The organism is Stenotrophomonas sp. JAG2, assembly GCF_041080745.1.
GTDB classification, from domain to species: Bacteria; Pseudomonadota; Gammaproteobacteria; order Xanthomonadales; family Xanthomonadaceae; genus Stenotrophomonas; species Stenotrophomonas maltophilia_AA.
Genome location: NZ_JBEUMH010000004.1, coordinates 254196 through 268474, shown reverse-complemented (window position 1 = coordinate 268474; position 14279 = coordinate 254196). Strand labels below are relative to the sequence as shown.

The 14279-nt window shown below is 68.6% G+C and carries 10 protein-coding genes; 6 read left to right on the top strand and 4 right to left on the bottom strand.

Going from position 1 to position 14279, the window contains the following annotated elements:
• Window positions 1-58: 58 nt before the first annotated feature.
• A complete protein-coding gene (locus AB9O74_RS07085) occupies window positions 59-1864 on the bottom strand; it encodes a monovalent cation:proton antiporter-2 (CPA2) family protein (RefSeq protein ID WP_369348872.1) in 1806 nt (601 codons plus the stop codon).
• A 345-nt stretch (window positions 1865-2209) separates the two neighbouring features.
• Here AB9O74_RS07085 and mgtE point away from each other — a divergent pair, with 345 nt between their 5' ends.
• The 3 genes from mgtE to AB9O74_RS07070 all read left to right on the top strand — a co-directional run bounded on the left by mgtE (window position 2210) and on the right by AB9O74_RS07070 (window position 7127).
• Window positions 2210-3580, top strand: coding sequence for a magnesium transporter (gene mgtE, locus AB9O74_RS07080; protein ID WP_176987840.1), 1371 nt, complete (start codon window positions 2210-2212; stop codon window positions 3578-3580).
• 74 nt (window positions 3581-3654) lie between these two features.
• A complete protein-coding gene (locus AB9O74_RS07075; protein WP_369348871.1) occupies window positions 3655-6384 on the top strand; it encodes a bifunctional acetate--CoA ligase family protein/GNAT family N-acetyltransferase in 2730 nt (909 codons plus the stop codon).
• Between the two features lie 47 nt (window positions 6385-6431).
• On the top strand, window positions 6432-7127 hold the full coding sequence (locus AB9O74_RS07070) for an alpha/beta fold hydrolase (protein WP_176987842.1): 696 nt from the start codon (window positions 6432-6434) through the stop codon (window positions 7125-7127).
• 150 nt (window positions 7128-7277) lie between these two features.
• Here AB9O74_RS07070 and dkgB read toward each other — a convergent pair whose 3' ends face one another.
• Together dkgB and AB9O74_RS07060 are read right to left on the bottom strand one after the other, a co-directional pair.
• Entirely contained in the window at window positions 7278-8081 is an 804-nt protein-coding gene (gene dkgB, locus AB9O74_RS07065) for a 2,5-didehydrogluconate reductase DkgB (RefSeq protein WP_369348870.1), read from the bottom strand.
• Window positions 8082-8223: 142 nt separating this feature from the next.
• Complete coding sequence (locus tag AB9O74_RS07060) at window positions 8224-9438, bottom strand: MFS transporter (protein ID WP_369348869.1); 1215 nt, start codon at window positions 9436-9438, stop codon at window positions 8224-8226.
• A gap of 126 nt (window positions 9439-9564) precedes the next feature.
• Between AB9O74_RS07060 and AB9O74_RS07055 the strand changes: the two genes are divergently transcribed.
• Window positions 9565-10467: a LysR substrate-binding domain-containing protein gene (locus tag AB9O74_RS07055; protein WP_369348868.1), complete on the top strand. Its 903-nt coding sequence runs from the start codon at window positions 9565-9567 to the stop codon at window positions 10465-10467.
• A gap of 82 nt (window positions 10468-10549) precedes the next feature.
• On the opposite strand, the gene AB9O74_RS07050 is transcribed toward AB9O74_RS07055, so the two are convergent.
• On the bottom strand, window positions 10550-12682 hold the full coding sequence (locus AB9O74_RS07050; protein WP_369348867.1) for a methyl-accepting chemotaxis protein: 2133 nt from the start codon (window positions 12680-12682) through the stop codon (window positions 10550-10552).
• A gap of 181 nt (window positions 12683-12863) precedes the next feature.
• Between AB9O74_RS07050 and AB9O74_RS07045 the strand changes: the two genes are divergently transcribed.
• Window positions 12864-13316, top strand: coding sequence for an Rrf2 family transcriptional regulator (locus AB9O74_RS07045; protein ID WP_369348866.1), 453 nt, complete (start codon window positions 12864-12866; stop codon window positions 13314-13316).
• A complete protein-coding gene (locus tag AB9O74_RS07040; RefSeq protein WP_369348865.1) occupies window positions 13306-14214 on the top strand; it encodes an NAD(P)/FAD-dependent oxidoreductase in 909 nt (302 codons plus the stop codon). The genes AB9O74_RS07045 and AB9O74_RS07040 overlap by 11 nt, the downstream gene beginning before the upstream one ends.
• The last annotated feature ends 65 nt before the right edge of the window (window positions 14215-14279 follow it).

Here is a 14279-nt window from a genome sequence, read left to right as displayed (position 1 = left end):
TGCCGGCCGCTGGCCGGCAGCGCTCAATGATGCACGGGCAGGTGTACCCGCAGGTCCATCAACGCGGTGGGGTGCCGTCCGCACCCTTCCCATCACTCTCCGCATCCGCCTCGAACAGATGCATCAGGTCCGCACGCGCATCGCGCGAGGTCTGGATCACCGCTGCTTCGTCGTCGTAGACCAGGTACTGGTCGCGCAGCAGCTTCTCGTCGTGCTCGCGGAAACGCTGCACATGGTTGCGTGCGGTCTCCACCGACATGCCGAGTGCGATCAGCATCCGTTCGCTCAGTTCCAGGCTGGTCCCGAACACTTCGCGGAACGGCTCGGCGGACATGTCCATCAGGCGCCACGCATGCTGTCGGTTGCGCGCGCGCACCAGCACCACCGCATCCGGGTACATGCGCCGGATCAGCCGCGTGGCCCGCATGTTGGCGTCCGGATCATCCAGCGTGACCACATACACGCGGATGTGCTCGCCGCCGGCGGCACGCAGCATTTCCGGCCGGGTCGGGTCGCCGTAATACAGCTTGTTGCCGAACCGGCGCAGGTCCGAGACCGTGTCCGGATTGGACTCCAGCGCCACGAACGGAATCTTCTGCGCGGTCAGCAGGCGCGCCACGACCTGGCCGAAGCGGCCCATGCCGGCGATCATCACCTGGGGCTGCACATCGTTGATATCGACGGTGTCGGCCGGCTGGGCCGGGGCCTTGGGACCCTCGACGCGGCCCAGCAGGCGGATCAGGCCGATCATCAGCAGCGGGGTGATCGCCATCGACAGGCCGACGATCGCCACCAGCCGGTCATGGTTGGCATTGCCGAGCAGATGCGCGCGCTGCGCCTCGTTGAACACCACGAATGCAAACTCGCCGCCGAGCCACAGCACGCTGCCCAGCAGCACCGCGTGGCGGGTCCGCAGTTTGGCCAGCTTGCCGATGCCGAACAGAAGGCCGAACTTGACCACCAGCAGGATCGCCACGCCCGCCGCGATCATCATCGGCTCGGCGACGATGCGGTCCAGGTCGATGCCCATGCCCACGGCGATGAAGAACAGGCCGAGCAGCAGGCCCTTGAACGGCTCGATCTGCGATTCCAGCTCGTGGCGGAATTCCGAATCGGACAACAGCACACCGGCCAGGAAGGCGCCCAGGCTGGGGCTCAGGCCGGCCTCCTGCATGAACCACGCGGTGCCGAGCACGACCAGCAGCGCGGTCGCGGTGAACACTTCCGGGCTGCGCGTGCGCGCGATGATGTTGAACAGCCGGCGCAGCACCGGCCGGCCGCACAGGATCACGACCGCCAGCGCACCGATCGCGATCGCCACGTCATTCCACTGCAGGGTGTCGTTGCGTGCACCGCCGAGCAGCGGGATCGCCGCCAGCAACGGGATCGCGATCAGGTCCTGGAACAGCAGGATCGCAAAGCCAAGCCGCCCGTAATCGCTGTTGATCGCCTTGTGTTCGGACAACAGCTGCAGCCCGACCGCCGTGGAAGACAGCGCCAGCGCGATGCCGACGATCAACGCGCTCTTCCACTGGAAGTGATCCAGCATCAGCAGGCTGCCCAGCACCAGCGCGCTCAGCGCCACCTGCAGCGCGCCGGCCCCGAACACCGAGCGGCGCATCACCTTCAGGCGGGCGGGGGACAGCTCGAGGCCGATCACGAACAGCAGCATCACCACGCCGATCTCGGCGGCACTGAGGATGCGGTCGGCGTCCTGCACGAAGCCCAGCCCATCCGGGCCGAGCACCACGCCGGCGGCCAGGTAGCCGAGCACCGCGCCGAGGCCGAGCTTCTTGAACACCGGTACCGCGATCACCGCGGCCAGCAGCAGCACCAGGGCCAGCTCGAGCGCGCCGCTATGCATGGGAGAACCTGCTCATGGGATCGTGTGCCGTGCGGGTGGAAAACCTCCCCGGCAGCCGGGGCCCGTGGCCGGGGCCACGCACCATTATGCGGCCGGCATGGACGCCGAAGGCCACTGTCACCCGAACGGGCCGCGGCCCAAGGGTTGACCTGCGTCACACCCGGGTCCAGACTGCCCGCCGCTGCTGGCGCGTCCGCCGTCGGCAGTACACCCCTCCGGAGTCTCCAACCCATGTCCAGCGACAGTAGAAGTCGACCTTGCTCGACGCCAGCGATGGCTACCGCCTGACACGGGTCGGTTCGCCAGCGTTGGCGTCGCGCAATGCGATACCCACAGGCGAATACGATGAACCAGAAAGACCTGCTGCGCCCGGTGGCCGATGCCGCCTCGTTGAGCGCACCCCTCGATAATTTCAACACCGCCGATGCGGTGGAATTCCTCAACACGCTGAGCCTGTCGCGCGCCGCCGACACGCTGGCCGCGTTGCCGTTGCCGCGTGCGGTGAAGATGCTCGAACAGCCCGAGCTCAACCGCGGGGGCGATCTCGTGGCGGCCATGCCTGTGGCCCGCGCGGCCGCCCTGCTCGGGCTGATGGCCGACGATCGCGCGACCGATATCGTCCACGAGCTGGACGAGGACGAGCGTGCGCGCCTGATCCCGCTGCTCAGCCCGGAAGCGCGCAAGGCGATCCAGCAGCTGCTGAGCTACCCGGCGCACACCGCCGGTGCGCTGATGACCACCGAGTTCGTCAGCGTGCCTTCGGACTGGACGGTCGGGCGCACCCTGCAGCACATCCGCGAGGTCGAGCGCACCCGCGAGACGGTGTACGCGATCTACGTGCTGGACCCGCACACCCGCGCGCTGGTGCAGGTGGTGACCATGCGCCGGCTGATCACCGGGCTGCCCGAGGAACCCATCCTCGACGTCGCCCAGGTCAACCCGCCGGTGACGGTGGAGGTGCAGATGGACCAGGAAGAGGTCGCGCAGCTGATCCGTCGCCACGACCTGCTCGCGATCCCGGTGGTCGATGCGCAGCACCACGTGCTCGGCATCGTCACCGTGGATGACATCCTGGATGCACTGATCGAAGAATCCACCGAGGACGTGCACAAGTTCGGCGGCATGGAAGCGCTGGAAAAGCCGTACATGCAGATCGGCTTCTTCGAGATGCTGCGCAAGCGGGCGGGCTGGCTGAGCGTGCTGTTCCTCGGCGAAATGCTGACCGCCAGCGCGATGCAGCACTACGAGGACGAACTGGCGCGTGCGGTGGTGCTGACGCTGTTCATCCCGTTGATCATGAGCTCGGGCGGCAACTCCGGCTCGCAGGCCACTTCGCTGCTGATCCGCAGCCTGGCCCTGCGCGAGCTGCGCCTGCGCGACTGGTGGAAGGTGGCGCTGCGCGAGGTGCCGACCGGCATCACCCTGGGCGCGATCCTGGGCGTGCTGGCGATCATCCGCATCGTGTCCTGGCAGTTGCTGGGCCTGCACGACTACGGCGAGCACTGGCAGCTGCTGGCGCTGACGATCGGCGCGGCGCTGGTCGGCATCGTCACTTTCGGCTCGCTGTCCGGCTCGATGCTGCCCTTCATCCTCAAGCGCCTGGGCTTCGACCCGGCCAGCGCCTCGGCCCCGTTCGTGGCCACGCTGGTCGACGTCACCGGCCTGGTCATCTACTTCAGCATCGCCGCGATGATCCTGCGCGGCACCCTCCTTTAACGGGGACGGAGGTAGTTAATAACAGGGACGGAGGTGGTTATTAACCACCTCCGTCCCTGTTACTGTCTGGTCGCATGAGCACCTACCACCTGCAAGCCGTCTTCCGCCCGCAGTCGGTCGCCGTGATCGGCGGCAGCCCGCGTGAACGCTCCGCCGGCCGTGCGGTGATGCGCAATCTGCGCGACACCGGGTTCCCCGGCAAGGTCGCCTGGATCAATCCGCGTTACAGCGAGATCGACGGCATCCGCACCGTGAAGCGGCTCAAGGACCTGGACTGGGTGCCGGAACTGGTGGTGATCACCGCCCCGGCCAGCATCGTGCCGCAGGTGGTGGCCACCGCCGCCGAGCGCGGCGTCAGTGCGGCGATCATCCTCACCGCCAACCTGGGCGAAGGCCCGGGCTCGCTGGCCGCGCAGGTGGAGGCGGCCGCCCGGCCCAAGGGCCTGCGCATCCTCGGCCCGCACTGCCTGGGCGTGATCGCCCCGCATGCGCGCTTGAACGCCAGCATCGCCGCGCATTTCCCGCAGGCCGGTGACCTGGCCCTGATCTCCGAATCCAGCGCGATCGCCGCGGCCCTGGTGGAGTGGGGTGTGGCACGCTCGGTCGGTTTCTCCGCCGTGGTCTCGCTGGGCGACACGCTGGATGTCGACTTCGGCGACCTGCTCGATTACTTCGCCACCGATTACCGCACCCGCGCCATCCTGCTCTACGTCGAACACATCCGCGATGCGCGCAAGTTCATGTCGGCCGCGCGTGCCGCCGCGCGCGCCAAGCCGGTGGTGGTGGTCAAATCCGGCCGCCACATCCGCATCAACCCCGATGCCGATACCCATGTGCAGGCGCTGGCCAGCGCCGATGCGGTCTACGGCGCGGCATTCAACCGCGCGGGCCTGCTGCGCGTGAGCGCGCTGGACGAACTGTTCACCGCCGCCGAAACGCTTGGCCGGCTCGGCACGTTCCCCGGGCGTCGGCTGGCGATCCTGAGCAATGGCGGCGGGGTGGGGCGGCTGGCGGTGGATCAACTGCTGGCCCTGCGCGGCAGCCTGGCCGAGCTGTCGCCGGCCACCGTCGCCCAGCTCGATGCGGTGCTGCCGCAAGGCTGGTCGCGCAGCAATCCGGTCGACATCGTGGTCGACGCCGATGGCGACCGCTACGCCGCCGCGATCGAAGCGCTGATGTCCGATACCGAGAACGACGCCGTGCTGGTGGTCAACGTGCCCACCGCGTTCACCTCCTCGGCCGATGCCGCGCAGGCCCTGACCCGCACGCTTGGCCTGCGTCCCCGCCATCACCGCGACAAGCCGGTATTCGCGGTCTGGCTGGGCAACGACGACCGTGCCACCGCCACGCTCAACGCCGCGCGCGTGCCGACCTATCCCACCGAAGCCGAGGCCGTCCGCGGCTTCCAGCATCTGGTGCGCTACCGGGATGCGCAGGCCGCGTTGATGGAAACTCCGCCCAGCCTGCCAGAGGATTTCGTGGTCGATACCGCCGGCGCGCGTGCGCTGGTGGACACCGCGCTCGCCGCCGGTCAGCAGTGGCTGGACCCGATCGCCACCCACCAGCTGCTCACCGCCTACGGCATTCCGTCGGCGCCGGTGATGCAGGCCCGTGATGCCCACGAGGCGATGGACCTGGCCCAGCCGTTGCTGGAACAGGGCGCCACGGTGGCGATCAAGGTGTTCTCGGCCGACATCCCGCACAAGTCCGATGTCGACGGCGTGCGCTTGAACCTCAGTACCCTGCAATCCGTGCATGCGGCAGCCACCTCGATCATCGCGCGCGCGCACGAAAAGCGACCGGATGCGCGCATCGATGGCGTGCTGGTGCAACCCACCATCGTGCGGCCCAAGGCGCGCGAGCTGATCGCCGGCATTGCCGACGACCCGACCTTCGGCCCGGTGATCGTGTTCGGCCGTGGCGGCACCGCCGTCGAAGTGATCGATGACAAGGCCATCGCCCTGCCACCGCTGGACCTGCGCCTGTCGCACGAACTGATCGGGCGCACGCGCGTGTCGCGCATCCTCAAGGCCTACCGCGATGTCCCGGCCGCCGACGAACGCGCGGTCGCGCTGATCCTGGTCAAGCTCGCCCAGCTGGCCGCCGACATTCCCGAGATCCGCACGCTCGACATCAATCCGCTGCTCGCCGACCGTGATGGCGTGATCGCGCTGGATGCGCGCGTGGCGATCGAACCGTCGCGCAAGCTGCACAAGGGCCGCGGGCATCCGCGCTTCGCGGTGTTTCCGTACCCGAAGGAGTGGGAGCGCACCATCACTCTGTCCGACGGCGCGCCGGCCTTCGTGCGCCCGGTCCGCCCCGAGGATGACGCGCTGTTCCGCGCGTTCTTCGCCCGGGTCACCGACGACGACCTGCGCCTGCGCTTCTTCCAGTCGGTGAAGCACTTCAGCCACGAATTCATCGCGCGCCTGACCCAGCTCGACTACGCGCGCTCCATCGCGCTGGTGGCGATCGACCCGCGCAGCGGCGACATGCTCGGCGCGGTGCGGCTGCATGCCGATGCGGACTACGACCGTGGCGAGTACGGCATCCTGATCCGTTCCGACCTCAAGGGCCATGGCATCGGCTGGCGGCTGATGGCGATCATGATCGAGTACGCGCAGTGGCTGGGCCTGAACATCATCGAAGGCCAGGTGCTGCGCGAGAACAGCACCATGCTGGCGATGTGCCAGAGCCTCGGCTTCAAGACCCGGCTCGACCCGGACGATTCGACGGTGATGGTGGTGACGCTGCCGGTGCAGGACGTACAGGTGCCGCAGGCGCCCGATCCTGCAACGCACTGAGCCGATCGCGGTACGGCGCGTGCACGTGGGCGGGGCGACAATACGGGATGACCGATCGCCTCCCCCTGCTGCTGCTCCCCGGCCTGCTCAACGACGCTGAACTCTGGCGTGCGCAGATCGCCGACCTGTCCGATATCGCCGACTGCATCGTCGGCGACCAGACCCGCGGCGAGACGATGCAGGCGGTGGTCGAGGACGTGCTGGCACAGGCACCGGCGCGCTTTGCCCTGGCGGGATTCTCGCTGGGCGGCTTCGTGGCGCAGGCGATCCTGCGCACCGCGCCGGAACGGGTGTTGCGGCTGGCCCTGATCGACACCTCGATCCATGCCGACTCGCCCGAGCGTGCCAAGCAGCGCCAGACCCAGCGGGCCAGCGTGCGCCTGCCCGGGAAATTCCACGGCTTCGGCGACACCCTGATGCGCAGCTATATCGACGCCTCGCGGCTGGATGATTACGTGCTGGTCCAGCGCGTGCGCGACATGACGGCGCGGCTGGGCGCGGAGGTGTTCCTGCGCCAGAGCGCACTGGACCGGGTGGATGGACATGATGTGCTGGCGGGGTACCGCGATCCGCTGTTGATCGTGTGCGGTGCGAACGACCGCATCACCCCGCTGGCGATCAGCGAGGAGATGCATGCGCTGGTGCCGCACTCGAACCTGGTCGTGCTGCCCGACTGTGGGCATCTGGCCCCGATGGAAAAGCCTGACGAGGTCAGCGCGGCAATGCGGGACTGGTTGCGGTGATACCGGCCACGCACCTCCGGTGATGCCGGCCAGCGGCCGGCACTACCCGATGATGTCCACGCCGTTGATCGGGCGCTGGCTCTTCCGGTAGGTGCCGACCGTTGGTCGGCACGCACCACCCACGCCCGACCAACGGTCGGGCGCTACCGATCAATCCCAGGCCGGCGCGATCGCTTCCGGGTTGGCCAGGCGATGCCCGCGGTCCAGCGTGGCGATCTGCGCCATGTCCTCATCGCTCAAGCGCAGCTCGGCCGCCAGCAGGTTGCCGGCCAGGTTGTCGCGCTTGGTCGAGGACGGAATCACCGCAAAGCCCTGCTGCAACGCCCAGGCCAGCGCGACCTGCGCCGGGGTGGCCTGGTGGCGGCCGGCGATGGCCTGGATCACCGGGTCCTTGAGCACTTCGCCGTAGGCCAGGCTCATGTAGGCGGTGACATGGATGCCCTGTTCCTTCAGGAACGCGATCAGCGCGCGGTTCTGCAGGTACGGGTGGACTTCGATCTGGTTGGTCGCAATCGCGTCGGCCCCGAGGATGTCGATGGCCTGGCGGGTCTGGGCGATGGTGAAGTTGGAGATGCCGATCTGCCCGGTCAGCCCGAGCGACTTGGCCTCGGCCAGCGCGCCCAGGTACTCGGCCATCGGCACGGCATCCTTCGGCGACGGCCAGTGGATCAGGGTCAGCTCGACGTGGTCGGTGCGCAGCTTGCGCAGGCTCTCGCGCAGGCTGGCCAGCAACGTGTCGTGCTGGAAGTTGGCGATCCAGATCTTGGTGGTGAGGAACAGATCATCGCGGGCCACGCCGGATTCGGCGATGGCCTGGCCGACCTCGGCCTCGTTCTCGTAGATCTGTGCGGTATCGATGGCGCGGTAGCCGACGTCCAGTGCGTTGCGGACCGAGTCGATCACGGTCTGGCCCTTCAGGCGGAAGGTGCCGAGGCCGAATGCGGGAATGCTCATGGAAACTCCTTCATGGGGTGAGGTGCAGGCTACGCCGTGCACCGTAAAGCGACGTAGAGCCGACCGTTGGTCGGCTGCGGTTGCGTGAAACGAATCGTTGGGCGACTGCTGTCGCGTAAGGCGAACCGTCGGTCCGGATCGATCAATGCGCACTCACCGCGATGCCTTCGGCGCGGTCGGCCACACCATCGCGACGGTCCAGGCGGCCACTCCATGCGGTCAGGCCGAAGGCGCCCATCACCACCAGCGCGCCGAGCCACGGGGTGTGCATCAGGCCGAAGTGATCGACCACCAGGCCACCCAGCGAAGCACCGAGCGCGATGCCGACGTTGAACGCGGCGATGTTCAGGCCCGAGGCCACATCGGCGGCCTGCGGGGCGAACCGCTGCGCCTGCTTGACCACGTACACCTGCAGGCCGGGCACGTTGCCGAACGCCACCGCACCCAGCGCCAGCACGGTCAGCAGCACCAGCCAGGTGTTGTAGGCGGTGAAGGTGAGCACGAACAGCACGGCGGCCAGCAACGCGAAGATCAGCTTCAGTGCCGGGATCGGGCCGCGACGGTCAGCCAGGCGGCCGCCCCACAGGTTGCCGATCGCCACCGACACGCCATACACCAGCAGCACGCCGCTGACCGCATTGGCGGAGAAGCCGGTGACGTCCTGCAGGATCGAGGCCAGGTAGGTGAACGACAGGAAGGTGCCGCCGTAGCCGAGCGCGGTGATCGCATACACCAGCAGCAGGCGTGGCTGTGCGAGCACGGCGAGCTGCTGGCCGAACGTGGCCGGCGCGCTGCGCTGGAGGTTGCGCGGGACGAACAGCAGGCTGCCGATCAGCGCGATCACGCCGAGCGCGGCCACGGCCAGGAAGGTCGCGCGCCAGCCCAGGTGCTGGCCGATGAAGGTACCCAGCGGCACGCCGGTGACCAGCGCCACGGTGAGGCCGGTGAACATGATCGCGATCGCACTGGCGGCCTTTTCCTTGGGCACCACCGAGGTGGCGATGATCGAGCCGATCGAGAAGAACACACCGTGCGCCAGGCCGGTCAGCACGCGCGCCACGATCAGCGAGCCGTAGCCCGGGGCCATCCAGGCGATCACGTTGCCGAGGGTGAACAGCAGCATGAGCGCGACCAGCAGGGTCTTGCGCGGCACCCGGCCGGTCAGCGCGGTGAGCACCGGCGCACCGACCGCCACGCCCAGTGCATACAGCGACACCAGCAGGCCGGCCGAGGGCAGGGTGACGCCGAGGTCGGCGGCGATGGTCGGAATCAGGCCGACGATGACGAATTCAGTGGTGCCGATGGCGTACGCACCCAGCGTCAACGCCAACAAGGCCAAGGGGATACCACGGGACATGGACGGATACCGGTGGGGAGTGAGGCTGCGCAGTCTGCGCGCCGTACTCTTGCGGAAAAAGCGGCCTTCACGCCAATCACTGTTGCCCCATGGTCAATAATGGAGCACCTCCACCGTGCCGCCGCCATGAAAACCACCCTGGATGAGATGCAGGCCTTCATCGCCGTGATCGACAGCGGCTCGATCACCGCCGCCGCCGAGCAACTGGGCCAGACCACCTCCGGGGTCAGCCGGGCGCTGGGCCGGCTGGAGGAAAAGCTTGGCACCACGCTGTTGACCCGTACCACGCGGCGCCTGCAGCTGACGGAAGAAGGCGACGCCTTCCTCGCCCAGGCCCGCGCGATCGTGGCCTCCGTGGAAGCGGCCGAGGAGCAGATCGCCGCGCGGCGCCAACGCCCGGCCGGCCGCCTGCGCGTGGATGCAGCGATGCCCTTCGTGCTGCATGTGATCGCCCCGCTGGTGGCCAGCTACCGGGCGCGCTATCCCGACGTCGCCCTGGAGCTCAACAGCAGCGAGCGCTACATCGACCTGCTGGAGCGGCGCACCGATGTCGCCATCCGGATCGGGCCGCTGGCCGATTCCACCCTGCATGCGCGGCCGCTGGCCCACAGCCGCCTGCGCGTGATGGCCAGCCCGGCCTACCTGCAGCAGCACGGCACCCCGCGCGATGTGGCGGCACTCGGCGAGCACACGCTCCTCGGCTTCAACGAGCCCGATTCGCTCAACCACTGGCCACTGCCCGGCGCGACCGACGCGCTGCTGCACGTGCGCCCGGCGGTGGCGGTGTCCAGCGGCGAAACGTTGCGCCGGCTCGCGTTGGAAGGGGTCGGCATCGTCTGCCTGTCCGACTTCATGACCCACCGCGACCGCGAGGCCGGCGACCTGGTGCAGCTGCTGCCGGAGATCACCGTGGAAGTCCGCCAGCCGATCCACGCCGTGTACTACCGCAACACGGCGGTCTCGGCGCGGATCAGCTCGTTCCTCGATCACCTGGCCGAGGCCATGGTGGGCACCCCCTACGTCCGGTAGTGCCGGCCGCTGGCCGGCACCGTCGCGATGTCCGCTGCATACGGTTGCCGGCCAGCGGCCAGCGGCCGGCACTACGGCTGCATCACGCGGCGCGGGCCAATCCGCCCACCGCACCGCGTCCCGCATCCAGCACGAACACATCCACCGCCGCATTCAAGGCGACGGCCTGCTCTTCCATGCTGCGCGCCGCCGCCGAGGCTTCCTCGACCAGCGCGGCGTTCTGCTGCGTGGTTTCGTCCATCTGCACGACGGTCTGGTTGACCTGCTCGATGCCGGCCGACTGCTCCTGCGACGCGGCGGCGATGTCGGCCATGATGTCGGTGACGCGCTGCACGCTGCCGACAATCTCGCCCATGGTCTGCCCGGCCTGCTGGACCAATGCCGCGCCACTGTCGACATCGGCCACGGACTGATCGATCAGGGCCTTGATCTCCTTGGCGGCACCCGCCGAGCGCTGCGCGAGGGTACGCACTTCGCTGGCGACCACCGCGAAACCACGGCCCTGCTCACCGGCGCGCGCGGCCTCCACGGCGGCGTTGAGCGCGAGGATGTTGGTCTGGAACGCGATGCCGTCGATGACGCTGATGATCTCGGCGATCTGGCGCGATGAGGACTGGATGGCGCTCATGGTGGTGACCACCTGGCCGACCACCGCACCGCCCTGCGAAGCGACGGACGCGGCGCTGATCGAGAGCTGGTTGGCCTGTCGCGCGTGCTCGGCGTTCTGGCGCACGGTGGAGGTCAGCTCTTCCATCGAAGCGGCGGTCTCTTCCAGATTGGCCGCCTGCTGCTCGGTACGGCGCGACAGGTCACTGTTGCCCGCGGCGATCTCGCCGGCCGCGGTCTGGATCGACTGCGCGGCCTGCTTGATGTCGCCGACGATCGTGGTCAGCTGGCCGGTGGTGCGCGCCATGTCATCGCGCATGCGCGCGAACACGCCGTGGAAATCACCGTGCATGCGCGCGCTGAGATCACCGCCGGCGATCGCCTGCAGCACGCGCGAGACCTCGCCCAGATCCTGCTCGGTGGTCTGCATCAGGCGGTTGAGGCCGCCGACCATCTCGCCGAAGTCGTGCTGGTAGCGCGCTTCATCGCCGCGCTGGCTGAAATCGCCCACGGCGGCCGCTGCGGCCAGCCGCTTGATCTCGGCATTGATCGCACCGAGGTTGGCCTTGGCCGTATCCAGCGCCTGGGTGATCACCGCCTTCTCGCCGGGCAGGCGTTCCATGTCCACCGACAGGTCACCGACCGCGTAATGGCCCATGATCTCGATCGCCCGCAGCTTCACCTGGATGTGGTTGGCGACCAGGGTGTTGGTGTCGCGCACCATCTGGCCATAGCCGCCGGGGAACACGGACGCATCCATGCGGTAACTGATCTCGCCCGCATCGTGGCGCTGCGCCATCGTCGCCTGGGCAGCCAGCACGGCCTTGAGGGTCTGGGTGACCTCGGCCATGGCCGTGCCCAGGCGGCCGATCTCATCGCGGCTGCGCACCACCACCGCATGCTCCAGATCGCCACGGGCGACAGCACGGGCGGCGGCTTCCACGGCGACCACCGGGGCGATCACGGCGCGTCGCAGCCACACCGCCAGCACCCCCATCAGCACCACGGCGGCCAGCGCCGTGGTGACCGCCGATGCCACCAGCGCGGCGCGCGCGCGCTCGGAGGTGGCATGGGTTTCGAACGTGGCACGTTCGCTGGCGCGCGCGGCCAGCGCATCCAGCGTGGTGCCCACGGCACGGTCGGCTCCGAGCACCAGCGCGTCGCCGGCCTGCGTGTCATAGCCACTGGCCGCGAACGCCTCCAGCGCGCCACGGTAGCGGGCCTCCAGCGCACGGTGCTCGGCCAGGAACTGGTTGGCCAGTGTGCGCGTCTGTTCGTCGCGGCTGGTGGCGAGCGTGCCGGCCAACGCTTCGATGCGGCGTCCTTCCGCATCGAATGCCGCCAGGTGGCGTTCGCGCTGTGCAGCGTCCGCACCGCGGATCAGCACGTTCTTCCACTCCTGCACCTGCAGGCGGAACTCGCGCTGCAGCAGCTCGGCCTGTGCCTGCCGGGCGACCTCTACCGGCACCTCGGCCGAGAGGTTGCGCCAGGCAGAACCCAGCCCCGCCAAGGCGGCCAGCACGATGATGACCAGGCCGAGCGACAGCGCGCCCAGCAGTTTGAAATGAAGACTCAGGGCGCGTGGACGCGCCGATGCGGAGGACGTCATGAGAGATCAAAAGTAAGGAAGGGCGATGCGGTATCGGTCTGTGAGGAACAGGCTGAAGTGCGACGCCAATCACGGTTACCGTTCCATTAAAGGTTGTGACGATGGCGTGTAGATGAATTTTGGTCACACATGGAACGAAACAGGACTGGACAGGCAACTAATATGTAACTATCGTTGTTACATGAAATCCAGCAACCAGTTCTCCGATGCACTCCACGTCATGGCCCATCTGGTCGGCCAGGACGGCCCGCGCACCTCCGAGCAGCTCGCCACCTGCCTGCCGACCCATCCGGTCGTGATCCGGCGCCTGTTGTCGGCCCTGCACAAGGGCGGCCTGGTGACCACCGTGCGTGGCCACGGTGGCGGCAGCCAACTGGCACGGCCGCCGGCGGAGATCACCCTGCACGACGTCTACGTCGCCATCGGTGCGCCCGCGCTTCTGCACACCGGTGCGCGCGAGACCGGCCGCGGCTGCCCGGTGCAGCGCGTGGTCAACGAAGCGCTCGACGACAGTTACCGCCAGGCCCAGGCCCTGCTCGAGGCCCGCCTGCGCGACACCACCCTGGCCACGCTGGGCGACGAATTCGCCCGCCACCTGGCCCACCACGCTGCAGGAGTTCCCCATGACGTTTGATGCGATTGTCGTCGGCGGCAGTTTCGCCGGCCTGTCCGCCGCCCTGATCCTGGCCCGCGCCCGCCGCGACGTGCTGGTGATCGACAGCGGCCTGCCGCGCAACCGCTTCGCCGCGCATTCGCACGGCGTGCTCGGCCAGGACGGCATCGCCGGCGCCGAGCTGCTGCGCAACGCGAAGGCGCAGCTGCTCGACTATCCCACCGTGCGCTGGATCAGCGACACCGCGACCCGCGCGCAACCGACGGTCGATGGCTTCGTGGTGGCTACCGAAAACGGCGACACCTGGGCCACGCGCAAGCTGCTGCTGGCGACCGGCATCCGCGACGAACTGCCCGAACTGCCCGGCCTGGCCGAACGCTGGGGCCATAGCGTGGTGCACTGCCCGTACTGCCATGGTTATGAAATCGGCGGCGGGGCGATCGGCCTGCTGGGTGGACACGAGAAGTCGGCGACGATGGCCGCGCTGCTCGCCGACTGGGGCGAGGTCACCCTGTTCGCACAGGGCATGACCCTGGCACCGGAGGAACTCGCGGCCCTGCAGCACCGCGGTGTCAGCATCGAACACACAGCCGTGGTCGGGTTGGAAGGCGAGGCGCCGGCGCTGAGTGCCGCCGTGCTGGCGGATGGGCGCCGGGTCGAACTGCGCGCGCTGTTCGTCACCGCGCGGCAGCACATGGCGGCACCGCTGGTCGAACAGCTCGGCTGCGCGCTGGAAGAGAGTCCCATCGGCGTGCTGGTCCAGGTGGACCCCGGCAAGCAGACCAGCGTGCCCGGCATCTACGCGGCGGGCGATGCCACCCTGGTCGGCAATATCAGCCTGGCCAGTGCCGAAGGCGTACGCGCCGGCGTGAGCCTGCACCACGCGCTGGTCGCCGAGGACAGCCGCGCCAGTCGCTGAGGTGAGGGCGCCCGGCCCCGGCCGGAAACAGAAACAGCCGCCCTGCGGCGGCTGTCCGTAACAGA

Excerpts from the sequence above, each read along its gene's own strand:
- AB9O74_RS07085 (WP_369348872.1), bottom strand. The coding sequence starts at position 1,864 with ATGCATAGCGGCGCGCTCGAGCTGGCCCTGGTGCTGCTGCTGGCCGCG.
- mgtE (WP_176987840.1), top strand. The coding sequence starts at position 2,210 with ATGAACCAGAAAGACCTGCTGCGCCCGGTGGCCGATGCCGCCTCGTTG.
- AB9O74_RS07075 (WP_369348871.1), top strand. The coding sequence starts at position 3,655 with ATGAGCACCTACCACCTGCAAGCCGTCTTCCGCCCGCAGTCGGTCGCC.
- AB9O74_RS07070 (WP_176987842.1), top strand. The coding sequence starts at position 6,432 with ATGACCGATCGCCTCCCCCTGCTGCTGCTCCCCGGCCTGCTCAACGAC.
- dkgB (WP_369348870.1), bottom strand. The coding sequence starts at position 8,081 with ATGAGCATTCCCGCATTCGGCCTCGGCACCTTCCGCCTGAAGGGCCAG.
- AB9O74_RS07060 (WP_369348869.1), bottom strand. The coding sequence starts at position 9,438 with ATGTCCCGTGGTATCCCCTTGGCCTTGTTGGCGTTGACGCTGGGTGCG.
- AB9O74_RS07055 (WP_369348868.1), top strand. The coding sequence starts at position 9,565 with ATGAAAACCACCCTGGATGAGATGCAGGCCTTCATCGCCGTGATCGAC.
- AB9O74_RS07050 (WP_369348867.1), bottom strand. The coding sequence starts at position 12,682 with ATGACGTCCTCCGCATCGGCGCGTCCACGCGCCCTGAGTCTTCATTTC.
- AB9O74_RS07045 (WP_369348866.1), top strand. The coding sequence starts at position 12,864 with ATGAAATCCAGCAACCAGTTCTCCGATGCACTCCACGTCATGGCCCAT.
- AB9O74_RS07040 (WP_369348865.1), top strand. The coding sequence starts at position 13,306 with ATGACGTTTGATGCGATTGTCGTCGGCGGCAGTTTCGCCGGCCTGTCC.